Here is a 24,147-nt window from a genome sequence, read left to right as displayed (position 1 = left end):
GTTCTAGCTTGGTCGCTGAACCAACTACCGGAGACCTCTTCAATTAGCGACCACCGCCACGCCCCAACACCGACGCCCTACGAAACACGGCCTAGTACCGCTCCCCATAGATGTCGAGCAACTCCTGATAAGCCTCCCGGACCGCGTCGTCCGCACCGGGATCGTGCGCCGCGTTCTCGGCCGCCACGGCAGCGAGTTCGAGCGCGTTACGCACCCGGGTCAGTTCCGCCTCCGTCTCGTCCCACAGCGTTGTCACGCGCTGCCGCTGTTCGGTCAGCGCCTTCCCCACGCTGCTCGTCGAGTCCCCCGCCGGGCTAGGCTGCCGGCGCCCTATCTGAGTACGCAACTGCTGCCGGCGGCTGAGCACATCGCTCGCCTCCCAGAGCGCCTGCGCCAGGATCTGCCCGCCCTCTGCCGCATCCATCACACGGCCCACCTCGGGCAGCGCCCGTCCGGCTCGCTCCGCCAACTGCACCAGGTCGAGGAAGTCTTCCCGGTCCTCGTCCTCGGTCAGCGTGTGGTGCAGGGCCGGAAAGGCCGCCTGGTCGGGCGCCTCGATCTGAGGTGGCGGCTTCGTCGCCGTGATGCCGGCGAGCCCGAGGCCCAGCAGGAGCGCGACCAGAAACAGGATGACCAGCAGTGGAGCACCTGACAAGCAGAGCACGGCGGAGACGAGCACCGCGACAGTGCAGAGCACGACGACGCCGGGAACCTTGGACGACTCCGGGGTGGTCGGGACCGCCCGCAGGTCGGTGATGCTGCCCCACTTGTGTCGACGTGGCGAGCGGGTCACTTTCAGCGGGGTGAGCGCGGTCATGACCCGGGACTCGTCCACAGCGATCCAGAGGTGGAAGGTGGGCTCGGACGGGGACAACCGTCCTCCTCTCGGCGAGTCTCGGTCAGGCGATGCCCTTGCGGCGGCGGATCATCTGGTACGCCTGCCGGCGTGCGAACTGGTTCAGCTGCGAGCGCAGGCTCTCGTCGTCGAGGTAGCGCTGCATCAGCTTGCCGTTGTCGTCGTGGCGGGACAGGATCACGTCCTCGATCCGCTTGTCGCAGACGACGCCGAAGTTGCTCTCGTCGTTGACGAGAGCGGCGGCTTCCAGCGTGCCATCCTCGGCCAGCGCGACGATCTGCTGCTCGACCCAGACCTTGTCCGCCTCCCCCAGTCCGATACCGAATCGGTCGTTGAACGCGTCGATCAGATCCGAGAGCGCGACCTTCTCCGGGTCGTGTTGCGAGCCGACGCCACCGCCGACAAAGCCGGGCAGCATCTGTTCCCCCTCGGGGGACAGCGACGCATCATGCTCGCCCGTCTTGCTGACCCGCAGGTGGGTCAACTGCACCTCACCGATGTCGACGGACGGGTCCTGCCGCCGCGGAAGCCGGTTGAGCAGCGCACGCCCGTACAGGTAGAGCCGCTCCAGTTCCTCGTCGTGGTAGGGCACCACCTGGCTGAGGAACGCGTACATCCGGGTGTAGTCGCGCAGCGCGGACCGAAAGCCGTCCGCGGCCTCCGGGTCGTCGGCGGCCAGGGCGTTGAAGCGCTGGACGGCCGGCTCGGTGAAGCGGTAGAGGGCGGCGTGGGCCCGCTGGAGCCCCGTCTCCGTGGTTGCCTTCCGCTCCGCTTCCAGCAGCGCCTCGGCGTACGCCTGCATCTCCGAGTCGACGAGGACCGGGTAGCCAGTGACCGTGTTCTGCGCGGTGTAGAGCAGGTTCGGGTCGGTGGGCGTGGTGGCTGCGGTTTCGAAGTACGGCTTGAACTGCTCGGCGATGTCGCCGGCCTCGTTGACGAAGTCGAGAACGAACACGTCACCCTGCGTCTTGAGCGGATGGGTGCGGTTGAGCCGGGACAGGGTCTGCACCGCGGCGACGTTCTTGAGCAGCTTGTCGACGTACATGGTGGTGAGCAGCGGCTGGTCGAAGCCGGTCTGGTACTTCTCGGCAACGACCAGGATCTTGTACTCGGTGTCCTGCTTGGCCTTCGGCGTCCCGGCGTGCTTGTCGTCGGCGGCGGTGTAGCTGAACTTGCCGGGAAGCTCACCCTCACCGAAACCGTTGATCCGCGCCTCGGTGTGCTCGACGCCGTCGACCTCCAGGTCGCCGGAGAACGCCACGAGGGAGTCGCAGCCGACGTAGCCCTGCATCTCGACGTACTTCTTGATGGCGGTGTGCAGACGGACGGCGGCCTCGCGGGAGCCGGTGACCACCAGGGCCTTGGCGCGTCCGCCGAGGCGCGGCGCGGTGTGCTTGCGGAAGTGCTCGACGATGATCTCCGCCTTCTGGGCCTGCATGGTGGGATGCAGGCTGGCGAAGCGGGCGAGCTGGGCGCCGGCCTTCTTCGGGTCGACCTCCGGGTCGTCGGGGTTGGCGTTGGCCAGCTTCCAGTACGACTTGTAGGTCAGGTAGTTGCGCAGCACATCGAGGATGAACCCCTCGTCGATGGCCTGCCGCATCGAGTACGTGTGGAACGGTTGCGGGTTGCCGGTGACCGGGTGCGGCGTGCCGAACAGTTCGAGCGTCTTCGGCTTCGGGGTGGCGGTGAACGCGAAGTACGACAGCGTCTCGTGCCGGCCACGGGCCAGCGCCGACGCCGTGAGCAGGTCGCCCGACTCGTCGACGTCGTCGCTGCCGAGTTTGAGCAGCACCTTCTTCAGCGCGGCGGCCGAGTCGCCGGACTGCGACGAGTGCGCCTCGTCGACGATGACCGCGAACCGCTTGCCCTTGAGCCCCTGCACCTGGTTGAGCACGTACGGGAACTTCTGCATCGTGGTGATGACGACCTTGGCCGTCTCACCCTGAAGCGAGGCGGCGAGCTGCGCGGAGTCCTTGTCGATCCGCTGCACCACGCCGGGCACGTGCTCAAACTGGAAGACAGTGTCCTGCAACTGCCGGTCGAGGACGACCCGGTCGGTGATGATGATGACCTTGTCGAAGACCGGCTCGTTGGGGCGCAGCCCGTCCTTGGCGATGTCGGGCGCGGTGTGCAGGCTGGACAGCCGGTGCGCCAGCCAGGCGATGGTGTTCGACTTACCCGACCCGGCCGAGTGCATGACCAGGTAGTTGTGACCCGAACCGTGGCGAGCCGCATGGTCGGTGAGCTGGGTGACCGCGTGCCACTGGTGGTAACGCGGGAAAATCAGCGCCTTGGATTCCTTGTCGTAGTGCAGGAACCGCCGGACCAGGTCCATGAACACGTCAGGGTGCCAGATTTGCTCCCACAGGTAGGAGCTGCGGTAACCCTTGTCCGTGGCCGGCGGGTTACCCGCCCCACCGGACACGCCGGGCCCGTTCGACCCTGTGTTGAACGGCAGGAACCGGGTCTTCTCCCCCGCAAGCTTCGTCGTGACGAAGACCAGGTCGGGGTCGACCGCAAAGTGCACGAGGGTGCGCCGGGCGAAGATCAGTTCCTTCGGGTCACGGGTCTTCCGGTACTGCTCCTTGGCGTCCTCGACGGTCTGGCCGGTGAGCGGGTTCTTCAATTCGGCTGTGGCGAGGGGGATGCCGTTGACGAAGAGGACGAGGTCAAGGGTGTTGTTGTTGCTGGTCGAATACGGGAGCTGGCGGGTGACGGTGAGGCGGTTGGCGCGGTAGAGCTTGAGCGCGTCGTCGGTGATGGCGTGGGCGGGCTTGAAGTAGGCGAGCCGGATGAGCACGCCCTTGTCCCTGACGCCACGACGGAGGACATCGAGAGGGCCGCGCTCGTCGATCTGCTTGGCGAGGTACTGGCCAAACTGCCGCTGAGCCACGTCCGGGTCATTGCCGTGGTACGCCAACAGCTTTGCCCACTCGTCCGGCTGGGTCGCGCCTACGAACGCGAACAACTCCGCCGTATCCAGACCCATCTGCCGGTCGTAGTTACTGGATACGCAACGCGACCAGCCCGACAACAATGCCCCCTCAATTGCCACCTCGAACGACCGCTCCCGGCGAGCGTAACTCATACGTGCCCACCCCGCGCCGTAGTCGGATCAATCCGACCTGTTATCGCCGCCGTAATCAGCGCTTGCCGACGTTCAGAAAGAAGATCTAGCCGCTTCCCCAGAGCCTCAATCTTGGCCCTGGACACATTTTCTTCCCGCCGGACTCTCTGAACAATATCCCCCTGCTCCTGGAGCGTCGGGGCCGGCATTTTAAGGGTGCGGATAAGCTCTTGGCTCAAGTTTGGCTGACCAGCACCCGTTGCCAATCGAACAATGCCGTCGCGATGCGAACGGAACCAATAGTAGGCAAACTCTGCAGTTATTCGCCCCGTACCCATCAACACACAACATGCCTGATTCACACAAGCCGAGACACTAAGAACGCCTACCCGACCCTTCGTCGCGCCTGCTCCGTACATAGCAACTACGAGCGCGCCAGGGGGAAACAATTTAAGCGCCGGGTAGTCGCGTAGAGCGGCGGGGGTGACAGCTTTGACGGTAGTAGCGATCGGACCATCTGCAACATCGCCGCTGTTCACCCAAGGCACATCACCCTCGAAGTACTTAGCATCGCTCGAGCTCGGCGTCGTACCGCTGCCGGTGACGAAGGCGTGGCTGATCTTTAGCAAAGGCCAAGCAGTGGATGCGACAGGCATCCAGGAGAGCCCTGTCTCCCGGTTCGGAACTCCCGCAGAGGTGGTCGTCGCCAAGCGGAGGAACTCGGCCAAACGCTTCGTTTCCAGCCATTGCTGCCGCCGCGTCAGCGCCTGCAGTTGACTGATCCGCCTAGTCTCCAAGTCAAGAAATTCTGCAATGCGCCGTTGCTCCTCGACAGGCGGGAGGCTCACGGGGAAGTTGCCGAGATCGCCTGGGTTGATGGCGGGGTAACTGACACCGGCGGAGTGGGCCACTACATATTGAACGAAGGGCTCCGAACGGCACAGATAGAAGAGATAGCCGGCGTCAATCCTGGGCCCGGCCTCTAGCACCGCAAATCCGGTCGAAAACACAAGCTGGTCCGGCACATCGGGAACCCGGCCAATGGCCCGCAGGTAGGTTCGCACGGTCGACACCACGGTGGCACCCGTGGGAGCGAGTCGTCGAGCTCTAGAGGGCGCTACGGCGAAGGTCGTTTTCGCGGCCGGAACCGTAACTTCACCTGTGCCGTCCACAGAGGAAATATCGACATACTTGAAGGCATAATCGGGCCCGGTCGCATCGGGCAGCGACGACCGGTTGATGCAGGCAACCTCTTTTAGTCTCACTGAGTCACCTCGCCGAGCAGCGCCACAATCTCGGACTCGATCGCCCTAATCTCGGCGTCGATCTCTGAGAGCCGCCGGGGTGGCATATACACGTAGAAATGCCGCGTGAAGGGGATCTCATAGCCGATCTTAGTCTTCGTCTCGTCGATCCAGGCGTCCGGCACGTGGGGTAGCACCTCGCGCTTGAGGTAGTCGTGGATGTCCTCGTCGAGCGGCACGTTCTCGTTGTCGCGCAGGTCGGGGTCCGGCATCGGTTTGCCCTTGCGGTCGGTCTGTACCTCGCCCTCCGGGTCGCTGACCGAGAACGCCTCCCATACCGCCTTCTCCACCGCCGCCGGCAGCTTCCCCAGCCCGTTCAGCTTCATCGCGAACTCCGCCCGCGTCGCTGACGACGTACCGATCAGCGACTTCGCGGCCGCCAGCAGTGACTCGCGCTCGGCGTACTTGAGGACCGCCTTCGCCTCCGCGAGTAGCGCGACCGTCTCCTCGGTAACCTCGAAGCGCAGCCGCAGCGGGCGCTCGACGGTGATCCGCTGGTAGCCGAAGTCCGTGGTCTTGAAGACCTTCACCTTGGCGTGCTGCGGGTGCTCCGGGTCGTCCGCGATGGCCAGCGCGTTCACGTACGCCCGGGTCAGGTCGGCAATGTGGTCGTCGGTGAGCATCTTGCGCTTGTCGCCGAGGCTCTTGCGCATCTTCGTCCAGTAGTCGCGGCCGTCGAGTAGCACGACCTTCCGGCTGCGAGCCGGGTCCTTCCGGTTGGTGAGAATCCAGAAGTAGGTGGAGATGCCGGTGTTGTAGAAGAGCTGGTCGGGCAGCGCGACGATGCCCTCCAGGAGGTCGTTCTCCAGGATCCAGCGGCGGATCTCCGACTCCCCCGAGCCGGCGGCGCCGGTGAACAACGGCGAGCCGTTGAAGACGATCGCGAGGCGGCTGCCGCCGTCCTCGGGGCGTTTCATCTTCGAGATCATGTGCTGGAGGAAGAGCAGCGAGCCGTCGTTGATCCGGGGCAGACCGGCACCGAAGCGTCCGGCGTGGCCGCGGGCCGCCTCGTCCTTGACGAACTTCTCGACCTTCTTCCACTCGACGCCGAACGGCGGGTTGGCGAGCATGTAGTCGAATCGTTCGCCCTCGTGGCCGTCCTGGTTGAACGAGTTGCCGAAGGCAATCTTCGTCGGGTCGCCGCCCTTGAGCATCATGTCGGAGCGGCAGATCGCGTACGTCTCGCCGTTGAGCTCCTGCCCGTACACCTCGACGGTGGCGTGCGGGTTGTGAGCCTGAATGTGCTCCTGGGCCTCGGTGAGCATGCCGCCGGTGCCGCAGGCCGGGTCGTAGATCTTCCGGACAATGCCGGGAGTGACGAGGTCGTCCTCGTCGGGAGCCAGCAGCAGGTTGACCATCAGCCGGATGACCTCGCGCGGCGTGAAGTGCTCACCGGCGGTCTCGTTGCTGATTTCCGAGAAGCGGCGGATCAACTCCTCGAAGACGTAGCCCATCTGGTGGTTGGACACCACGCCCGGGTGCAGGTCGATGTCGGCGAACTTAGCGACCACCTGATAAAGCAGCCCCGCCTCGGCGAGGCGGCTGATCTGGGCGTCGAAACCGTACTTGTCCAGCACGTCGACCGCGCCCGGCGAGAACCCGCCGATGTAGGCGCGCAGGTTGAGCGCCACGTGGTCCTGGTCGCCCAGCAGCTTGCGGAACGACATCTCACTGGTGTTGTAGAACGACAGCCCGGCGGCCCTCCGCAGCACCGGGTCCATGTTCTGCACGCCGGCGTCCTTGAGCTGCTGGTGCCGGGCGAGCACCGCGTCCTTCGTCGGCTCCAGCACGCAATCAAGCCGTCGCAACACTGTCAACGGAAGGATCACTCGTCCGTACTCGGACTGCTTGTAGTCGCCACGGAGCAGGTCGGCCACAGACCAGATGAAGTTTGCCAACTCTTGGTGCTTGGTGCTCACCAGTTTCCTTTCGATTGCCTTAAGACAAGCAGTATCACTGCCGTCCTGCATCGTTGTAGTCGCCCACTCGGCCGAAACGATCAACCGAGCGTCAGCGTGTCGTCTCAGGCGGAGGATGCACGGCGGGCCACCGGCCCGCAGGCTTCCGCATCTGTCACCGAAGCGCCGCCCCCGCGTCGGATATCTGACGAAAGGAATGTCCGCCGGGGAATCATGTTGGCCCATCCGCGGGGCAAACCGCGCCACGGGCCAGCCCGTCGGCGGTGAGCTGCACCAGCTCCGCCCCGAGCGTCGCCGCCTGCCGCAGCGCCGACTCGAACGCGTCCAACCGCCGGAACGCCTCCCCGTACCGCTCCTGTTCCTCGCGCGACACCCGCCGCACCTGCGCCCGCCGTACGTCGAACCGCAGCGTCCCCGACAGGCTCGACGCCTGCCGCTCATTCGTCGACGTCCGAAGTTGGCCGGCCAGGAACCACGAATCCAGCGCCGCCGGATTCGGCCGCAGCAGGTACAGGTTGCGCCCCAACAGCGCACCCTCCGCCGTCACGACCCGCGCGGTGAGCTGCCGCGCGATCATCGGCACCACCACGTCCCCCACGGCCAGGGCGATCTCCTGCCCGAGCCGCCCGTCGTCGCGCCCCGACGGCTCACCGCCGCCCAACACGTCCGGCACGGTCAGCACCGGCCGACCGTCACCGGCAAGCCCACCGTCTTCGCCGGAGGCAGCGCCTCGGATTGGCCCCAGAAGCTGCAACGCGCCGGCCCGGACCAGCTCGCCGACCGTGAGGAACTCCCCCTGCCCCTCGTCGACTGCGGGCGTGACCTGCGGCATCAGCGTGGGCAAGTCGGCGACGACGGCGGCGAGGCGCTCCCGCGTGCGTACCAGATGTTCGCCTGTCGCCTCGCCCGCGACGGCGGGCTGGCGACGCGCGGGGGTGAGGTCGATCTCCTCGTCGAGCAGTTCGATGACCGGGACGGCGCGGGCGTAGCCGGGCTCGTCGATCTCGCCGTCGTTGGCGAAGAACCGCCAGGTGTCGAGGATGCGGGTGTGGTCGCCGGTGGCGGCGTCGACGAGCAGCGTCCGCGCCGGTGGCGGCGCGTCGGCCGGTGGGCGGCGCAGCACCCACAGGTGCAGGGGTACGCCGTGCGGCGCGGCTGCCCCCGGCGGCAGCGCGATGACGGCGCGTAGCACGCCGCGGCGCAGCAGCTCGGCGCGGATGCGGCGGCCGGGCCGGCGGCCGGCCACGGCGGGGGGCATGAGGAGTACGGCGTGGCCGCCGGGGCGCAGGTGGGCCAGCGCGTGCTGGACCCAGGCCAGCTCCGGTTCGGTACGCGGGGTGGTGCCGACGATCCAGCGGGGGTCGTGGCCGAGTTCCTCGTCGCCCCAGTTGCTGGCGCCGAAGGGTGGGTGGCAGACGACCGCGTCGAACGTGCGTCCGGAGTAGTCGTCGGCGCGCAGCGAGTCGCCGGTGCTCACCTCGCCTGGTACGTCGCGCAGCGCCAGCCACAGTCCGGCGAGCCGGGCGAGGTCGGGGTCGAGTTCCTGCCCGTACGCGGAGGTGCAGCCGGCGCGGACGGCGGCGCGCAGGGTGGCGCCGGTGCCGGCGGCGGGGTCGAGGACGGAGCCGCCGGCTACGGCGGCGAGCCCAGCCATCAGGTCGGCAACGTCGTCGGGGGTGGCGTGCGGGCGGGCCGGGCCGGGGGCGGAGAAGCGTTGCCAGAGCGCGTCGAAGGCACCCTGTGGGCCGAGTTCGTCGGCGAGCGCGTCGATGTCCGGTGCCAGTGCCTTGAGCTGCGGGTCTGCCGGGCGGGTGGGGCGCTGGCCGCGCTGCCGGGTGAGCAGCCGGGCGCCGACGGCGGCGAGCCCGGCGGCCGGTGAGGCGCCGGCTGCGGCGAGGTGCCGCCAGAGCCGGTCGGCGGTGGCGAGTTCCGGGAGTTTGCCCTGGGCGTGCAGCCAACGCTCGACCTGGGCGAGGTCGAACTCGGGACTGGTGGCGCTGCCGCCGACCGGCTCCGGGAAGTCGCCGTGTCGTTTACGCCAGTTGCTGACGGCGGCCCGGCCGACACCGGCGAGCCGGGCGATCTCCGCTGCGGTGATTGTCGGTGTCTCCTGCACATTCGGAGTGTGTCACACCTGTCAAGCATCATGCTTGTTGACAGCATTCACAGATGATGCTCTTATTGACGCCGCCACGTTCACAGCAGGAGGAAAACGATGCGCAAGACCACCACGCTCGCCCTGATCGCCGGCGCCCTCGTCGCCCTGGGCTGCGGTGCCGGCACCACCGACGACACCACCGGCAGCAAGGCGGAGGCCGGCACCGAGGCGGCCGCCGGCGACACCGACGGCGGCAAGGCCGACACGGGCAGGAACGACGACAAGCCGAAGACCGCGAAGATCGGTCAGCCGGCCCGTGACGGCAAGTTCGAGTTCACCGTCAAGTCCGCCAAGTGCGGCGTCAGCAAGGTCGGCTCGTCGGCGTTCGGTGCCAAGGCGCAGGGCCAGTTCTGCCTGGTCACCGTCAACGTGAAGAACATCGGCAAGGAGTCGCAGATGTTCGACGGCAGCAGCCAGAAGGCGTACGCCGCCAACGGCACCGAGTACTCCGCCGACGGCTCGGCCGCCATCTACGCCAACAAGAACGCCGAGACGTTCCTCAACGACATCAACCCCGGCAACCAGGTCACCGGCGTGGTCGTCTTCGACATCCCGAAGGACGTCAAGCTCGCCCGCCTGGAGCTGCACGACTCGCCGTTCTCCGGCGGCGTGACCGTCTCGCTGAGCTGACCTGACCTGCGCCGGCCGGGGCGGGATCCGCGAACCCCGCCCCCCGGCGCCACTCCGCCGCACCACCGCCAGCCCGATTCTCTACGCGAGGAGATCGACATGCGCAGTGCGAACAATCCGGACGAGTCACCGCTGGCCGACGACGGGCAGCCGCTGTCCGGCATCTACCCGACGACTGTCTACCGTCTCACTGTTCCGGCCACCGAAGACGGCATACGTTCCGCGCTCAATGTGGACTACCTGCGGCGGCACGGCTTCGAGCCCACCCCGCACCGGGTCCTCGAGGCACCGGCGCTGCTGGTGCACGGCAGCGCGCCACGAGACCGGGCCGAATGGTGCGGCGTCCTGTCCGGCCTGGTCGGCAGTGACGTGACAATCGGCTACAGCAGCGGCGGCGGCGCCCTGCTGCTGGCGGTCGACAAGCGGGCGTACGCCCTGACCTTCGGCACCCTGGGCCGGTTCATGATCGAGCTGGAGAAGGTGGACCCGACGTTCGGTGTCTCCTTCGCCGTGCGGACGCTTCACCCCGACGGGATCCGCCACGTTCGCCGCCGGGTGGTGGGTGCCAGCGGCCGGGTGGACCGGAGCCTGGTTCCGGGTGGCCAGCCCATCTGGAGGTACGGCATCGACAAGTGGGGGGAGATCGTCGGCCAGGTGTGCGGCCGCGTCGACAACCCGAACCTGACGGCGTGCCAGGGTACGCGCGGTGCGGCGAGGGTCGAGGGCAGCGATGCGCTGCGCATCCCTCTCGGCGTCTCCCCCGGGCGGCTGCTCGCCGATCTGCGGGAGATCGACCGGGTGTGCCGGCAGGAGTCGCCGCTCGCCGACCTGGAGTTCATCGAGCAGATCCGGCCGCTGCGCCCCAACGATTCCCGGCACCCGGTGCTGATCGAGGTTCTCGACCGGCGGCTGGGCCTGCCCGACCCTCCGGATCTCGGCGTCGCGGTGCCGGGCAGCCTGGTGGCCGACGTCGAGCACGTCGCTTCGTACCGGGTTCGCGTGCCCCGCTCCGGGCAACGCCCGACCCTGACCACGGACCTGGACCTGTCGACCATCCTGTCGCACACCATCCGCGCCCTCGACGGTGACCGGTGGCCCGGGCTGCGCAACGGCACGCTGACGCTCTACGCCGACGCCGCCGGTACCGAGGAGATGACATCGACGCCGGTGTCCCGGTGGATAACCGCCGAGGTCGCCGTCGGTGGCAGCCACATGTTGCTGCACGAGGGTCAGTGGTACGAGATCGGCGACCGCCACCGCGAGTTCCTGCGCCAGGAGGTGGCTCGCATCCTGAATCGGCCGTCCAGCGTCGTGTTGCCGCCGTGGACGGAGGATCTGGCAAACGAGGACTGCTACAACCGCGAGGCAGCAAAGAAGCATCCGGGCCTGGTGCTGCTGGACAAGAAGCTCCTCCGCACCCGGCAGCATCCCCGGGGGATCGAGGCGTGCGACCTGCTCGGGCCGAACGGTGAGCTGATCCACGTCAAGCGGGCATCGGGCAGCTCGCCGCTCAGTCACCTCTTCGCGCAGGGCGTCACGTCGTTCGATGCGTTGCGCTACGACAACCAGGCGCGTAACAAGTTCCGCGACCTGGTGCGCGCGCAGCCGGGCGGGCCGGACCTGCCCGAGGACTTCCGGCCGCGCACCGTGGTCTATGCCATCGCCCTGAGTGCCGGCCGCACCGTCACCGTGGACTCGTTGTTCACGTTCGCGCAGGTCGCGCTCTACCAGGCGGTGAAGACGCTGCGCACGGAGGGCGTCGACGTCGAGATCGTCGCCATCCCGCCCGCCTGACCGGCACCGCTCCCGGACCCGACCGGCGCACCGCGCGCCTGCCTGCCGCCGCGCGATCGACAACCCAGGAGGAACGATGCGACCCGACGAGTTCCGCCATGCCCTGAGCCTGCTCCCCGCTCCCCTGCGCGCCCACGCCCTTCCGCTGGGCCGGTGTGCCTTCCACACCGCCTGCCCGCAGTGCCAGCGCGTCGGCGACGCTGTCACGCTCGCGCTCACCGCGGCCCACTACGGCCGGGTCGCCTCGGCCGGGCACCTCCTCGACAACGCCGTCCGGCTCGCCGAGGAACACGGCACCATTCGTCCCCCGCAACCCGATCCGTCACCCGGCCACGGCCTGCCCGTCCAGTGGACGGCGGTGCCCACGCCGGTCGTCGCCAGGACTGGCGCCAGGCGGCGGCGCCGCACGGGTGGCATCGGGTACGCGACCGGACGGTGGACCCGCCGGGTCACCAGTCGCGGGCCCACTCCGGTGGCGGTACGACGGCGAGCTGCGGCTCCCCGTTGATCGGTTCGAGCGCGTGCACGATCCGCAGGTCCCCGTCGGCGGCTGCGTCGGGGTCGGTCAGCACCCGGCCGCTGCTGCCGTCGGCGCTTACCAGCACCCACCGGTCGGGGTGGATGCCGCCGTCGTCGACGAGCGCCCGTACGCCGAACGCGCGGGCGAGGGTGACCGCGAGGTCATGTTCGCGCAGGCCGGTGGCGTCGGCCAGTTCGGTGTCACCGGTGAGGATCCAGCCGAATCCCTCGTCCGCGTCGGGCGGGGTGAGCATCGCCACCGGCCGTGGGTCGTCGACGGCCCGGTCCTCGATCCGCCCGACGAACACGCTCTCCGGCGCGACGCCGTACTCCGTCAGCAGGAACGCACGCACGGCGTCCGTCGGCAGCTCGGCCTCGAAGTGGATCCGATACCGCACCCCTCCCCCTCTCCGAAGCCGAGCCCGATCCGCCACAGTGTCTTGCCTCGGCGGCCCGCCGGGGAGTTGGCTGTCGGGTATGGCCCGCATCGCGTACCACGACGTTGACGCCGAGGCGTTCGCCGCGACCCGGCACCTCACCGACGACGGTCTCACGGCTTGGCGGGCCGCCGTCGCCCGCCATCTCACCCCGCGTCCGGGCATGCGACTGCTCGACCTGGGTGCCGGGACCGGCAGCTGGGCGCGCGCGTTCACCGACTGGTTCCCCGGCATCGAGGTCGTCGCCGTCGAGCCTTCGGCGGCGATGCGCGCCCGGTGCGCGTTCGCGCCGCTCGTCGCAGGCGACGCCGGGCACCTCCCTCTGGCCGACGGCAGCGTCGACGGCGCGTGGCTGTCCACAGTCATCCACCACGTCCCCGACCTGGCCGCGACGGCACGCGAGCTGCGCCGGGTGCTGCGGCCCGGGGCCCCGGTACTCGTCCGATCCGCGTTCGCCGGACGGCACGAGGCGATCACGCTGTTCGACTACTTCCCCGAGGCGATCCGCGTGCTGGACACGTACCCGGGCATCGCCGACGTCGAGGCCGCCTTCGCCGCCGCCGGCTTCGCCACCGCGGCGGTTGAGCAGGTCCCGCAGGTCACCGCATCCTCGCTGCGGGAGGCGGCGGCCGGCCTGCGACGGGAGGCGCACACGCCGCTTCAGCTCATCACCGATGCGGAGTACGCCGCAGGCGTCCAGCGGTTGCACGACGCAGCACAGGCGGACAGCGGTCCGGTGATCGACGCACTGGACCTGCTGGTGCTGCGCTGATCCCGGCTCAGGCCCAAGCAAGGTTAGGGTGGGGCGATGGATCATCGTCAGTGGACGGTCGTCGGAGCGCCGTCGAGCGCCGGTGCCCACACCCCCGGCATCGAGCGCGCACCCGCCGCCCTGCGCGCCGCCGGCCTGCTCGATCTGCTGGGCGCCGACGTCGAGGACGCCGGTGACGTGCCGGGCTTCCGGTGGCGGCCGGATCCCGCGTACCCCAGGGGTCAGAACGCGGGCGCGGTGGCCGCCGTCGCCTCGGCGGTGGCCGACCGGGTCGCGGCGGCGGTGGGCCGGGGGCGCGCGCCGCTGGTGCTCGGCGGCGACTGCACGGTGACTGTCGGCCTGGTCGCCGGTTGCGCGCGGGCCGGGCTGTCGCCCGCGCTGGTGTACGTGGACGGCGGGCCGGATCTCTACACGCCGGAGACCCGCGCCAACGGCAACCTGGACGCGATGGGGCTTGCGCACATGCTCGGCCTGCCGGGAACGCTGCCCGAGGTGGCGGGCGTCGGGCCCGAGGTGCCGCTGCTGCCGCCGGAGCGGGTGGTGGTGTACGGGGACTCGCTGCCCCGTGGTGACCACGAGCGGGAGCTGGTGGCGGAGCTGGGGCTGGCGTACGTGCCGGCCGGCGAGGTGCACGCCGACGCGCGGGCGGCGGCGTGCCGGGCCCGGTCGGTGGCCGAGGGCGCGGCCGACCGGTTCTTGGTGCACTTCGACGTGGACGTGCTGAGTTTCGTGGACGCGCCGCTGGCGGACGTGCCGGAGCCGTTCGGGCTCAGCCTGGACGAGGCGGCGGCGACGCTGGCGGAGCTGGTGGCGAGCCCGCGGTTCGCCGGGTTGTCGGTGACCGAGATCAACCCGGATCATCTGCCCGACGACGAGCTGCTCCCCCGGTTCGCCGGCGTGCTGGCCGGGGCGCTGACCGGGCGCTAGGCGGTTTCCGCGAGGTGCAGCGGCAGCACCTTCGCGGCGCTCACCGCCAGGTCGCGGTCGAGCACCTCGTCGCGGGGCACGAAGACCATCGCCTGTCCCTCGCCGAGCACCACGTCCTCCTGCCGGGCGTCGGTGGCGCCGCGGAAGACGTACACGGTGACGGTGTGCGGGAAGCCGTCCTCGTGCGGGCGGGGGCCGCTCCACAGCAGGTGCAGCTCACCGGCGGTCAGCCCGGTCTCCTCGCGCAGCTCGCGCCGGGCGGCCTGCTCCGGTGTCTCGCCGGGCTCGATGCTGCCGCCGGGCAGGCTCCACTGGTACGGAGACACCGGCGCGTTGCCGTCGCGGTGCTGCATGAGGATCGCGCCGGTCGGGTCGACGAGCAGGACGAGAGCGACGTCGTATGCGGCCACGTCCTGAGCCTGCCACGCGGCACCGGCGACGCACAGTCCCCGACTTTCCGCCGCGCCGATCGAAAGTCAGACTCGAAGCACCGAAAGCCATAGACATATCGACATGGCTTTTGTAGCGTCGGCGCACAGGCGATAAGGAGTACGACCATGTGCTACGGACATGACGGACACGCCGCGCTACGGCAGTCGCTGGACCGGCGCGACCTGCTGCGCGGCTCCCTGGCGGCGCTCGCCGGGATCGGGCTCGCCACCGGGCTCGGCGCGACCGCGGCCCAGGCCGGCGGGCACCATCACGGCCGGCGCCCGGTGCCGAAGGAACTGATCAGCCTCCAGCTCTGGACGGTCCGCGACGCGCTCAACGGCTCGCCCGGCTACGACGCGACGCTGGCGCATCTGGCCCGCATCGGCTACCCGCGGGTCGAGCTGGCGCTCGGCTACTTCGGCCGTACCGCCCGGGAGCTGCGCCGCTTCCTGGACGGCATCGGCATCAAGGCCAGCTCCAGCCACGACGGCATCGCCGCCGACGCCGCCGCGCTGGAAGAGAAGATCGCGAACGCCCGGACGCTGGGCCAGCGGTTCATGGTGGTGCCGTACCTGAACTCCGACCGCGAGGACGACTGGAAGCGCTGGGCGGAGCAGATGAACGTCGAGGCCGCCGCGGCGCGCAAGGCGGGCCTGCGGTACGGCTACCACAACCACGCGCACGAGTTCACCATCGACTTCGGCAACGGCCGGCGGCCGTGGGACGTGCTGACCGAGGAACTCGACCCGCGCCTGGTGCACCTGGAGATCGACATCTACTGGGCGGTCACCGGCGGCATCAACTCCGGCGAGGGCGTCGACGACCCGGAGGGCTTCACGCTCGACGTGATCCGCTCGGCGCCGCAGCGGGTGTTGCAGTACCACGTCAAGGACCGCGACCCGGCCACCGGCGACATGGCCGACCTGGGCACCGGGATGATCGACTTCGCGCGGATCTTCCGGGGGCACCAGGTCATGGAGTACATCGTGGAGAACGACACCCCGGATGTGACGCCGCAGCAGACCGCCGCCGTCGGCTACCGCTACCTGCGCCGCCTGCGGTTCTGACCTCCGGCGGGGCACTGATCGCCGCCGGACGTGACACGCTCGGGGGTGGGGCGGCACCGACCGAGGGGGTACGCGATGACCGACGAGCCGGACGACGTCCACTACGACCGCCTCTACCGCGACGCCGACCGGCCGCCGTGGGAGATCGGCGGGCCGCAGCCGGCGCTCGCCGAGGTCCTCGACACCGGGGTACGCGGCCCGCGCGTGCTCGACGTCGGTTGCGGCACCGGTGAGCTGGCGCTCGCGCTGGCCCGCCGCGGACACGACGTGACAGGCGTCGACATCTCGCCGGTGGCGATCGACCAGGCCCGGGCCAAGGCGTCAGCGGCGGGCCTGCCGGTGCGCTTCGAGGTGTGCGACGCGACGGCGATCCCGGTGCCGCCGGTGCCGTACGACTCGGTGTTCGACTCCGGGCTGCTGCACTCGCTGGACCGGCGGGGCGCCGCCGTACGCGACTACCTGGCGCTGCTGCCACGGCTGACCGCGCCCGGCGGTGCGGTGTTCGTCCTGGCGGTGTCGCCGGAGGCGGGCCAGGGCTGGGGCCTGGACGCGGACACGCTGCGCGGGGCCTTCCCCGACCCGCTCTGGACGCACGTCGATGTCGAGCGGATCGACGTGCTCGCCCGGGTCGGAGGCGCGGACCTGCGCCTGGCCGGCAACCTGCTCCACGCCACCCGCTCCCCCGCCGGTCCCTAGCGCGCCTGGGTGGAACCGGCGAACGGTGAGCGGCGTCAGCGACGCCAGTGCTGGCGTGGGGCGTAGCCCTCGCGGCGCAGCCAGTGTTCGGTGTAGACGATCCGGTCGGCCTCGATCACCACGAGAGGGTCCTCGGGCGGCTCGGACAGCGACCGGCCCCGCTCGGCGTGTTCGTTCTCCCAGCGGAACGCGGCCCAGTGGCGGGCCCGGTCGGGGTGCTCCGGGCCGAGTACCCGGGCGGTGCCGAACACCTGGGCGCCGCGGCTGCTGGCCAGCCCGACCAGCGGCGCGAAGACGCCGACCGACACCCGCGGGTCGGCGGCGATGTTGCGCATCTTCGGTGAGCGCGGCGCGGCGGTGAACATCAGCGTGAAGTCGAGCGGGTAGTAGCGCACCGGCGTGGCGAGCGGCCCGTCCGGCCCGGCGGTGGCGAGCACGCACATGTTCTGCGACGACAGCAGGTTGAGGATGCGTTCGGCGAGGCGGTCCCGGTCCAGCTTCCTCGTCGGCGTCGGTCCGGTCAGCCAGGGGTTCGTCAGCGGCACGGTGCGTCCTCGTTCATGACGGCACCCTACCGGCCGGGCTCAGGCGACCGGGGCCGTGCTGGCCCGCAGCACCACCTCGCCGGGCAGCCGCACGATCCGGCGGCGGCGAGCGGTGTTCTCGGTCAGGGCCAGCTTCATCGCCTCCTCGCCGAGCCGGTGCAGCGGCAGCGCCACTGTGGTCAGCGGCGGGGTGAGGTCGCGTACGACCGGGATGTCGTCGAAGCCGGCGACCGAGACGTCGCCGGGCACCGACAGCCCGCGGTCGCGCAGCGCCGCGTACGCGCCGACGGCCATCACGTCGGTGCATGCGAACACGCAGGTGGCGTCGAGCCCGCGGTCGAGCAGCTCGGTCATCGCCCGGTAGCCGCCGTCGCGGGTGAACGCCGCCTCGGCCACCGCGCCCGGGTCGAGCGTCACGCCGGCGGCGGTCAGCTCGTCGCGGAACCCGCCGAGCCGGTCGGCGACAGTGGTCAGCTCGGGCGGGCCGGAGAGCACCGCGAAGCGGCGGTGCCCCAGGCCGAGCAGCGCGCGGGCCAGCTCGGCGGCGCCGGCCCGGTTCTCCGGCAGGACGCTGTCGACCTTCAGGGTGCGGTGCCGGCTGACCACCGCGACCCGGCCGCCGCCGTCGAGGTAGGGCGCCAGCTCGGCGGCCATGGCCCGCTCCCAGCGGGGGTCCTCGAATCCGGAGCCGATGAGCAGGATGGCCGGGGCGCGTTCGGCGCGCAGCATCGACACGTACGCGATCTCGCGTTCCGGGTCGCGGAACGTGCTGGCGAGCATGACCAGCAGGTCGTTGTCGGCGGCGACGCGCATGACACCGCCGGCGACGGCGGCGAAGTAGGGGTCGGTGACGTCGTGGCAGACGACGCCGACGCTGCGGCGGGACGCGCCGGCCAGCGCGCGGGCGTGGGCGTTCGGGGTGTACGCGAGGCGCGCGGCGGCGGCCAGGACGCGGTCGTGCAGGTGCGGGGTGACGCGCCGCCCGTTGAGCGCCCGGGAGGCGGTGGCCAGGGATACGTCGGCCGCCCTGGCCACGTCTTCCAGCGTCACGTGCGACATCGATGCGTCTCCCTGCGGAACGTCTTGACCCGGTGTTCCGGCGTGGCTACGGTAGCACCCTGAAAGCGCTTACTGAAAGCGCATTCACCTGCGGGGAGGCCCAGTGGAACGCACGTCCGTCGGCATCATCCTCAACGGGGTCACCGGACGGATGGGCTACCGGCAGCACCTCGTCCGGTCCCTGCTCGCCATCCGCGAACAGGGCGGCGTCCCGGCCCGCGACGGCAGCCGCATCTGGCCCGAGCTGACCCTGGTCGGCCGCGACGAGAACCGGCTCGCCGAGATCGCCGAGCGGCACGGGCTGTCGGCCTACACCACCGACCTGGACGCGGCGCTCGCCGACGACGCCCACCGGATCTACTTCGACGCGCAGGTGACCACCGCACGGGAGAAGGCGATCCGGGCGGCGATCGAGGCCGGCAAGCACGTCTACACCGAGAAGCCGCTCGCCGAGGGGTTCCTCGCCTCGCTGGAGCTGGCCCGGCTCGCCGCCGCCAGGGGCGTCCGCAACGGCGTCGTGCAGGACAAGCTGTTCCTGCCCGGCCTGCGCAAGCTCAAGCGGCTCGTGGACGGCGGCTTCTTCGGCCGGATCCTGTCCGTGCGCGGCGAGTTCGGCTACTGGGTGTTCGAGGGCGACTGGCAGGCCGCGCAGCGCCCGAGCTGGAACTACCGCGCCGAGGACGGCGGCGGCATCACGCTGGACATGTTCCCGCACTGGCACTACGTGCTGGAGCAGATCATCGCCCCGGTCACCGCCGTCACCGCCGTCACCGCCACCCACATCCCCGAGCGCGTCGACGAGACCGGCGCCCGCTACCGGGCCACCGCCGACGACGCCGCGTACGGCATCTTCGAGCTGGCCGGCGGCATCATCGCGCAGGTCAACTCCTCCTGGGCGGTCCGCGTGCACCGGGACGAGCTGGTCGAGTTCCAGGTCGACGGCACGCACGGCAGCGCAGTCGCCGGGCTGCGCGACTGCCGCATCCAGCACCGGGGCGCCACCCCGATGCCGGTGTGGAACCCCGACCTGCCCGCCACCGAGCCGTTCCGCGCGCAGTGGCAGACCGTGCCGGACAACGGCGAGCACGACAACGCGTTCAAGGTGCAGTGGGAGGCGTTCCTGCGGCACGTCGTCGACGACGAACCGTTCCCGTGGGACTTCCTCGCCGGCGCCCGGGGCGTGCAACTGGCCGAGGCCGGGCTGCGCTCGGCGCGGGAGGGGCGGCGGGTGCCGATCGAGGAGATCCCCCGGTGAGCACGCGGATCACGCTGCCGGTTCCGGGCGGTGGCACCGAGAAGCTGACGCTGCGGGAACCGCCCGCCTGGCACCGGCCGTCCGCGCCGCCGGCCGGCCGGATCGCGTACGCGGCGGCGCACGTCGTCGCCGACCCGTACGCCGACAACTCCCCCGGCCGCCCGGCGCGGCTGGACTGGGACGCGACGCTCGCGGTGCGGCGCGACCTGTGGTCGTGGGGCCTGGGTGTGGCCGAGGCGATGGACACGGCGCAGCGCGGAATGGGGCTGGACTGGGCGGCCACCCGCGAGCTGATCCGGCGCAGCGCCGCCGAGGCCGCCGCCTGCGGCGGGCGCATCGTGGCCGGGGCCGGCACCGACCAGCTCACCGGCCCGCCCGCCACGCTCGACCATGTGGTCGCCGCGTACGCCGAGCAGGTCACAGTGGTCCAGGAGTGCGGTGCCACGCCGGTGCTGATGGCCAGCCGGCACCTCGCCGCGCTCGCCACCGGCCCGGAGGACTACCTGCGCGTCTACGAACGGGTGCTGCGGGAGGCAGGCGCGCCCGTGGTGCTGCACTGGCTCGGCGACATGTTCGACCCGGCGCTGTCCGGCTACTGGGGTTCGACCGACCTGGACGAGGCCACCGCGACGTTCGCGGCGCTGGTGCACGCCCACGCCGACCTGGTCGACGGCGTGAAGGTGTCGCTGCTCGACGCGGGCCGGGAGGTGCGGCTGCGGGAGCTGCTGCCGCCGGCCGTGAAGGTCTACACCGGCGACGACTACCACTACCCGGAGCTGATCGAGGGCGACGGGAAGCGGTTCAGCCACGCCCTGCTCGGCGCGTTCGCGGCGATCGCCCCGGCCGCGTCGGCCGCGCTGGCACGCCTCGACGCGGACGACCCGGCCGGGTTCCGCGCCGTCCTCGACCCGACGGTGCCGCTGTCCCGGCACCTGTTCGCCCCGCCCACGCCGTACTACAAGACCGGCATCGCGTTCCTGTCCTGGCTGAACGGGCGGCAGCCGGGCTTCACCATGGTCGGCGGTCTGCACGGCGGGCGCGGCGTACCGCACCTGGTCGAGGTGTTCCGGCTGGCCGACGCCGCCGGGCTGCTGCGCGACCCCGGCCTGGCGGCGCGGCGGATGCGCGCGTACCTCGACGTCGCGGGCGTGGCCGGATGACCGCCGACCCACGGCTGGCGCGGCTGTCGCTCAACCAGCGCACCACGCAACGCTGGTCGGTGGCCGAGGCGGTCGACGGTTGTGTACGCGCCGGCATCCCGGCGATCGGGCTGTGGCGCGAGCCGGTGGCCGAGGTCGGCGTACCGGCCGCCGCGCGGCTCGTCACCGACGCCGGGCTGCGGGTGTCGTCGCTGTGCCGGGGCGGGTTCCTCACCGCCGCCGACGAGGCCGGACGGATCGAGGCTCTGGCGGACAACCGGCGCGCCATCGACGAGGCCGCCGCGCTGCGTGCCGCCTGCCTGGTGCTGGTCGTCGGCGGCCTGCCGCCCGGCTCCCGCGACCTGCCCGGTGCCCGGCGGCGGGTCGCCGACGCGCTGGCCGAGCTGGCGCCGTACGCCGCCGAGCGCGGGGTACGGCTCGCGCTGGAGCCGCTGCACCCGATGTACTGCGCCGACCGGGCGGTGCTGTCCACGCTCGGGCAGGCGCTCGACCTGGCCGAGGCGTTCCCGGCCGAGCAGGTCGGCGTCGTGGTGGACACGTTCCACGTCTGGTGGGATCCGGACGTGTGGCGGCAGATCGCCCGCGCCGGAACGCGGATCGCGAGCTTCCAGGTGTGCGACTTCCTCACCCCGCTGCCGGCCGACGTGCTGCTCGGGCGCGGCATGATGGGCGACGGGCACATCGACTTCCCGCCGCTGCGCCGCGCGGTGGAGGCCGCCGGGTACTCCGGCGACATCGAGGTGGAGATCTTCAACGCCGAGGTGTGGGACACCGACCCGGACCGGGTCCTCGCCACCATGACCGCCCGGTACGTGGATCGGGTGCTCGCCGACTGACCCAGCGTGACGAGTCCGGCCTGTCGGATGAATCAGGTGGCCGCTCCCCCGGCTCCGGGGGCAGGATCGGGATCATGGCATCACCGCTCATCACCACTCCGATCACCTCCGACCTGCTGCGCGGCGCGCTCGACCTGGAACACACAGCGGACGGCGTGCTGCCGCACCGGCTGCCCGCGTGGGCCCGGGCACAGAACGTCGACCCGCAGCTGATGACGGCGGAGGCGATGCCCTCGGGCGTACGGCTGGTGTTCCGTACCCGCGCCACCACAGTCGAGCTGGACGTGCTGCCCACGAAGATGGTCTACCGGGGCACCGGGCCGCGACCCGACGGCCGCTACGACCTGGTCGTCGACGGCCGCCTCGCCGGTCAGGCCACCGCCGACGGCGGCAAGGTGCTCACCATCGACCTCGCCACCGGCACGTCCGGCGTCGAGGCCGGTCCGGTCGGCACGGTGCGCTTCACCGACCTGCCCGCCGCCGACAAGGAGGTGGTGATCTGGCTGCCGCACCGGGAGATCACCGAGCTGGTGGCGCTGCGCACGGACGCGCCGGTCGAGCCGGCCGACACGGGTGGCCGCCGGGTGTGGCTGCACCACGGCAGCTCGATCAGCCACGGCTCGGACGCGGAGAGCCCCACCGGCACCTGGCCGGCGATCGCCGCCACGCTCGCCGGCGTGGAGCTGGTCAACCTCGGGTTCAGCGGCAGCGCGCTGCTCGACCCGTTCACCGCGCGCGCGATGCGGGACACCCCGGCCGACCTGATCAGCGTCAAGATCGGCATCAACGTGGTGAACAGCGACCTGATGCGGCTGCGCGCGTTCGGCCCCGCCGTGCACGGCTTCCTGGACACCCTCCGGGAGGGGCACCCGGACACCCCGCTGCTGGTCGTGTCGTCGATCCTGTGCCCGATCCAGGAGGACACGCCCGGCCCGGGCGCGGTCGAGTTCGTCGACGGGCGGGTGCGGTTCCGGGCCACCGGCGACCCGGCCGAGGTGGCGTCCGGCCGGCTCACGCTGCGCGTCATCCGCGCCGAGCTGGCCCGGATCGTGGCGTCCCGGTCCGCGGCGGACCCGAACCTGCACTACCTCGACGGCCTGGAGCTGTACGGCGAGGCCGACTACGCCGAACTGCCGCTGCCCGACGAGCTGCACCCCGACCCGGCCGCCGACCGCCGCATCGGCGAGCGGTTCGCCGCGCTGGCGTTCGGACCGAAGGGACCGTTCGCCGCACCGGAGTGACGGACACCCACCCACGGCGCGGTGTGACCCAGGTCACGCCGCGCCGTGATCCGTCGGAGGTGCCGTGAACGACCATCTAGGCGTGGGAGGAAGCCAACAGGACGAGGAGCGGCTGCTGCGGCGGATCGCGCGCGCCGACCTGGACGCGTTCGACGAGCTGTACCGGCGTACGTCGCCGTGGCTCGCGATCCGGCTGCGGCGGCGGTGCGCCGACGACGGCATCGTCGCCGAGGTCCTCCAGGACACGTACCTGACGGTGTGGCGGGCCGCCGGCTCGTTCAGCGGGATCCGGCCCTCCGGCGGCGCGGACGCGCCGGGTGGCTCGGCCGCCGGCTGGATCTGGACCATCGCGGCCCGGCGCCTGGTCGACGCGCTGCGCCGCCGCGCCCGGGTGCAGGAGGTGCCGACCGACGTGCTGCCGGTACGCAGCGCGCCGGCCGCCGAGGACGAGGCGCTCGCCGGGTCGCTCGGCTCGGAGGTGGGCGCCGCGCTGGACGCCCTCGCACCGGAGCTGCGGGCGGTGCTCGCCGCGATGGTCCTGGACGGGCTGACCGTCCGGGAGACCTCCGTCCTGCTGGGGGTGCCGGAAGGCACCGTGAAGAGCCGGGCGCGGCGTGCCCGCAACGCGCTACGGGAGGCGCTGGCATGACCGCTCACGTTCCCCCCTCGGCCCTGACCGCGTACGCCGCGGGCAGCCCCGACGACGCCGCCGCCTGGACGATCGAGGTGCACCTGGAGGGCTGCGCCGAGTGCCGGGACCGGCTCGGCGAGCTGGCCGCCCCGCCGCTGCGTGCCCTGCTCGGCGACACCCGGGAGGCGATCCTGGAACAGGCCCGCACCGGGCCACGGCCGGTGCGCCGGCGTCCGCTGCGGCGGTGGTGGCTGCGCTGGACCGACTGGTCGCTGCTGGCCTGGGCGGCCATGACCTGCACGGCGGTCCTCGCCGCGGTGCTGCTGGACCGCAACTACCCGGACCAGCCGTCGGCGGTGCTGCTGCTGGCGCCGGTGGCGCCGCTGGCCGGGCTCGCGGTGGCCTGGTCGCGACGCGCCAACCCGAACTGGGAGGTGGTCGCCGGCACCGCACGCGCCGGGCTGGAACTGCTGCTGCGCCGTACCCTCGCGGTTCTGCTCCTGGTGGCGCCGGTGCTCGCGGTGGCCGGGCTGGCGGTCGGCCGCAACCCCGCGCTGTGGCTGCTGCCCTGCCTGACGTTCACCGCGGCGACACTGCTGCTCGGCAGCCGCGTCGGCGTGCCGCTCGCGGCCGCCGTCCTCGGCGGCGGCTGGCTCGCGGCGGTCGCGGCCGTGTCGGTCATCGGCGGCGCCGACGCGGCCCGCGCCGCCGCCGCGACCGACGCCCTGCTCCGGCCCGCCACCATGCCCGCCTGGGCGGCGGCCGCCGTCGTGCTCACTCTGCTGACCGCGCTGCGCGCCGAACACCTGCGGCGGCCCGCCGGCTGACGCCGGCCCCCGGAA

The 24,147-nt window shown here is 71.1% G+C and carries 22 protein-coding genes; 13 read left to right on the top strand and 9 right to left on the bottom strand.

Going from position 1 to position 24,147, the window contains the following annotated elements:
- Positions 1–91 precede the first annotated feature (91 nt).
- The 5 genes from FB454_RS21635 to FB454_RS21615 all read right to left on the bottom strand — a co-directional run bounded on the left by FB454_RS21635 (position 92) and on the right by FB454_RS21615 (position 9,262).
- A complete protein-coding gene (locus tag FB454_RS21635; protein WP_145823367.1) occupies positions 92–874 on the bottom strand; it encodes a hypothetical protein in 783 nt (260 codons plus the stop codon).
- A gap of 25 nt (positions 875–899) precedes the next feature.
- The gene (locus FB454_RS21630) at positions 900–3,845 is read right to left on the bottom strand and encodes a type I restriction endonuclease subunit R (protein ID WP_366614527.1); all 2,946 of its coding nucleotides are present in this window, start codon (positions 3,843–3,845) and stop codon (positions 900–902) included.
- A gap of 95 nt (positions 3,846–3,940) precedes the next feature.
- Positions 3,941–5,188 carry a restriction endonuclease subunit S gene (locus tag FB454_RS21625; RefSeq protein ID WP_145823365.1) on the bottom strand — a complete coding sequence of 416 codons (1,248 nt, stop codon included), beginning with the start codon at positions 5,186–5,188 and terminating at the stop codon, positions 3,941–3,943.
- Positions 5,185–7,146, bottom strand: coding sequence for a type I restriction-modification system subunit M (locus FB454_RS21620; RefSeq protein ID WP_400301903.1), 1,962 nt, complete (start codon positions 7,144–7,146; stop codon positions 5,185–5,187). The genes FB454_RS21625 and FB454_RS21620 overlap by 4 nt, the downstream gene beginning before the upstream one ends.
- Before the next feature lie 211 nt (positions 7,147–7,357).
- The gene (locus FB454_RS21615; protein WP_186461633.1) at positions 7,358–9,262 is read right to left on the bottom strand and encodes an N-6 DNA methylase; all 1,905 of its coding nucleotides are present in this window, start codon (positions 9,260–9,262) and stop codon (positions 7,358–7,360) included.
- 99 nt (positions 9,263–9,361) lie between these two features.
- Between FB454_RS21615 and FB454_RS21610 the strand changes: the two genes are divergently transcribed.
- The 3 genes from FB454_RS21610 to FB454_RS21600 all read left to right on the top strand — a co-directional run bounded on the left by FB454_RS21610 (position 9,362) and on the right by FB454_RS21600 (position 12,236).
- Complete coding sequence (locus FB454_RS21610) at positions 9,362–9,934, top strand: DUF4352 domain-containing protein (RefSeq protein ID WP_145823364.1); 573 nt, start codon at positions 9,362–9,364, stop codon at positions 9,932–9,934.
- Between the two features lie 99 nt (positions 9,935–10,033).
- A complete protein-coding gene (locus FB454_RS21605) occupies positions 10,034–11,728 on the top strand; it encodes a DUF6119 family protein (protein WP_145823363.1) in 1,695 nt (564 codons plus the stop codon).
- A gap of 76 nt (positions 11,729–11,804) precedes the next feature.
- A complete protein-coding gene (locus FB454_RS21600; protein ID WP_145823362.1) occupies positions 11,805–12,236 on the top strand; it encodes a hypothetical protein in 432 nt (143 codons plus the stop codon).
- On the opposite strand, the gene FB454_RS21595 is transcribed toward FB454_RS21600, so the two are convergent.
- Positions 12,178–12,645, bottom strand: a complete 468-nt coding sequence (locus tag FB454_RS21595; RefSeq protein ID WP_486485438.1) for a hypothetical protein — start codon at positions 12,643–12,645, stop codon at positions 12,178–12,180. The two genes, FB454_RS21600 and FB454_RS21595, sit on opposite strands and share 59 nt — an antisense overlap.
- A 79-nt stretch (positions 12,646–12,724) precedes the next feature.
- Here FB454_RS21595 and FB454_RS21590 point away from each other — a divergent pair, with 79 nt between their 5' ends.
- Complete coding sequence (locus tag FB454_RS21590) at positions 12,725–13,456, top strand: class I SAM-dependent methyltransferase (RefSeq protein ID WP_145823361.1); 732 nt, start codon at positions 12,725–12,727, stop codon at positions 13,454–13,456.
- A gap of 36 nt (positions 13,457–13,492) precedes the next feature.
- The gene (locus tag FB454_RS21585; RefSeq protein WP_145823360.1) at positions 13,493–14,383 is read left to right on the top strand and encodes an arginase family protein; all 891 of its coding nucleotides are present in this window, start codon (positions 13,493–13,495) and stop codon (positions 14,381–14,383) included.
- On the opposite strand, the gene FB454_RS21580 is transcribed toward FB454_RS21585, so the two are convergent.
- Positions 14,380–14,793, bottom strand: a complete 414-nt coding sequence (locus FB454_RS21580; RefSeq protein WP_013286202.1) for an NUDIX hydrolase — start codon at positions 14,791–14,793, stop codon at positions 14,380–14,382. The two genes, FB454_RS21585 and FB454_RS21580, sit on opposite strands and share 4 nt — an antisense overlap.
- A gap of 147 nt (positions 14,794–14,940) precedes the next feature.
- Between FB454_RS21580 and FB454_RS21575 the strand changes: the two genes are divergently transcribed.
- Both FB454_RS21575 and FB454_RS21570 read left to right on the top strand, forming a co-directional pair.
- Positions 14,941–15,882 carry a sugar phosphate isomerase/epimerase family protein gene (locus FB454_RS21575; RefSeq protein ID WP_145823359.1) on the top strand — a complete coding sequence of 314 codons (942 nt, stop codon included), beginning with the start codon at positions 14,941–14,943 and terminating at the stop codon, positions 15,880–15,882.
- A 75-nt stretch (positions 15,883–15,957) separates the two neighbouring features.
- Positions 15,958–16,578 (top strand): class I SAM-dependent methyltransferase, encoded by a 621-nt coding sequence (locus FB454_RS21570; protein WP_145823358.1) that lies wholly within the window; start codon positions 15,958–15,960, stop codon positions 16,576–16,578.
- Between the two features lie 35 nt (positions 16,579–16,613).
- On the opposite strand, the gene FB454_RS21565 is transcribed toward FB454_RS21570, so the two are convergent.
- Entirely contained in the window at positions 16,614–17,123 is a 510-nt protein-coding gene (locus tag FB454_RS21565; RefSeq protein WP_091427041.1) for a pyridoxamine 5'-phosphate oxidase family protein, read from the bottom strand.
- A 39-nt stretch (positions 17,124–17,162) separates the two neighbouring features.
- Complete coding sequence (locus FB454_RS21560) at positions 17,163–18,182, bottom strand: LacI family DNA-binding transcriptional regulator (protein ID WP_120570007.1); 1,020 nt, start codon at positions 18,180–18,182, stop codon at positions 17,163–17,165.
- A gap of 103 nt (positions 18,183–18,285) precedes the next feature.
- Here FB454_RS21560 and FB454_RS21555 point away from each other — a divergent pair, with 103 nt between their 5' ends.
- The 6 genes from FB454_RS21555 (at position 18,286) to FB454_RS21530 (ending at position 24,132) form a co-directional block, all read left to right on the top strand.
- Positions 18,286–19,437, top strand: coding sequence for a Gfo/Idh/MocA family protein (locus FB454_RS21555; protein WP_145823357.1), 1,152 nt, complete (start codon positions 18,286–18,288; stop codon positions 19,435–19,437).
- Positions 19,434–20,597: a dihydrodipicolinate synthase family protein gene (locus tag FB454_RS21550; RefSeq protein ID WP_145823356.1), complete on the top strand. Its 1,164-nt coding sequence runs from the start codon at positions 19,434–19,436 to the stop codon at positions 20,595–20,597. Before FB454_RS21555 ends, FB454_RS21550 begins: the two co-directional genes overlap by 4 nt.
- Positions 20,594–21,433, top strand: a complete 840-nt coding sequence (locus FB454_RS21545) for a sugar phosphate isomerase/epimerase family protein (RefSeq protein ID WP_145823355.1) — start codon at positions 20,594–20,596, stop codon at positions 21,431–21,433. The genes FB454_RS21550 and FB454_RS21545 overlap by 4 nt, the downstream gene beginning before the upstream one ends.
- A gap of 74 nt (positions 21,434–21,507) precedes the next feature.
- Positions 21,508–22,674 carry an SGNH/GDSL hydrolase family protein gene (locus tag FB454_RS21540; RefSeq protein ID WP_145823354.1) on the top strand — a complete coding sequence of 389 codons (1,167 nt, stop codon included), beginning with the start codon at positions 21,508–21,510 and terminating at the stop codon, positions 22,672–22,674.
- 64 nt (positions 22,675–22,738) lie between these two features.
- Positions 22,739–23,323 (top strand): RNA polymerase sigma factor, encoded by a 585-nt coding sequence (locus FB454_RS21535; RefSeq protein ID WP_145823353.1) that lies wholly within the window; start codon positions 22,739–22,741, stop codon positions 23,321–23,323.
- Positions 23,320–24,132 (top strand): zf-HC2 domain-containing protein, encoded by an 813-nt coding sequence (locus FB454_RS21530; RefSeq protein WP_145823352.1) that lies wholly within the window; start codon positions 23,320–23,322, stop codon positions 24,130–24,132. Before FB454_RS21535 ends, FB454_RS21530 begins: the two co-directional genes overlap by 4 nt.
- Positions 24,133–24,147: the final 15 nt, after the last annotated feature.

Source organism: Micromonospora sp. CNZ297 (genome assembly GCF_007827625.1).
This window is presented reverse-complemented; position numbering and strand designations above follow the sequence as displayed.

Bases quoted from the DNA above. Each gene is read 5' to 3' on its own strand.
- FB454_RS21630 (WP_366614527.1), bottom strand. From the start codon at position 3,845: ATGGGTCTGGATACGGCGGAGTTGTTCGCGTTCGTAGGCGCGACCCAG.
- FB454_RS21610 (WP_145823364.1), top strand. From the start codon at position 9,362: ATGCGCAAGACCACCACGCTCGCCCTGATCGCCGGCGCCCTCGTCGCC.
- FB454_RS21605 (WP_145823363.1), top strand. From the start codon at position 10,034: ATGCGCAGTGCGAACAATCCGGACGAGTCACCGCTGGCCGACGACGGG.
- FB454_RS21600 (WP_145823362.1), top strand. From the start codon at position 11,805: ATGCGACCCGACGAGTTCCGCCATGCCCTGAGCCTGCTCCCCGCTCCC.
- FB454_RS21590 (WP_145823361.1), top strand. From the start codon at position 12,725: ATGGCCCGCATCGCGTACCACGACGTTGACGCCGAGGCGTTCGCCGCG.
- FB454_RS21585 (WP_145823360.1), top strand. From the start codon at position 13,493: ATGGATCATCGTCAGTGGACGGTCGTCGGAGCGCCGTCGAGCGCCGGT.
- FB454_RS21575 (WP_145823359.1), top strand. From the start codon at position 14,941: ATGTGCTACGGACATGACGGACACGCCGCGCTACGGCAGTCGCTGGAC.
- FB454_RS21570 (WP_145823358.1), top strand. From the start codon at position 15,958: ATGACCGACGAGCCGGACGACGTCCACTACGACCGCCTCTACCGCGAC.
- FB454_RS21560 (WP_120570007.1), bottom strand. From the start codon at position 18,182: ATGTCGCACGTGACGCTGGAAGACGTGGCCAGGGCGGCCGACGTATCC.
- FB454_RS21545 (WP_145823355.1), top strand. From the start codon at position 20,594: ATGACCGCCGACCCACGGCTGGCGCGGCTGTCGCTCAACCAGCGCACC.
- FB454_RS21540 (WP_145823354.1), top strand. From the start codon at position 21,508: ATGGCATCACCGCTCATCACCACTCCGATCACCTCCGACCTGCTGCGC.
- FB454_RS21530 (WP_145823352.1), top strand. From the start codon at position 23,320: ATGACCGCTCACGTTCCCCCCTCGGCCCTGACCGCGTACGCCGCGGGC.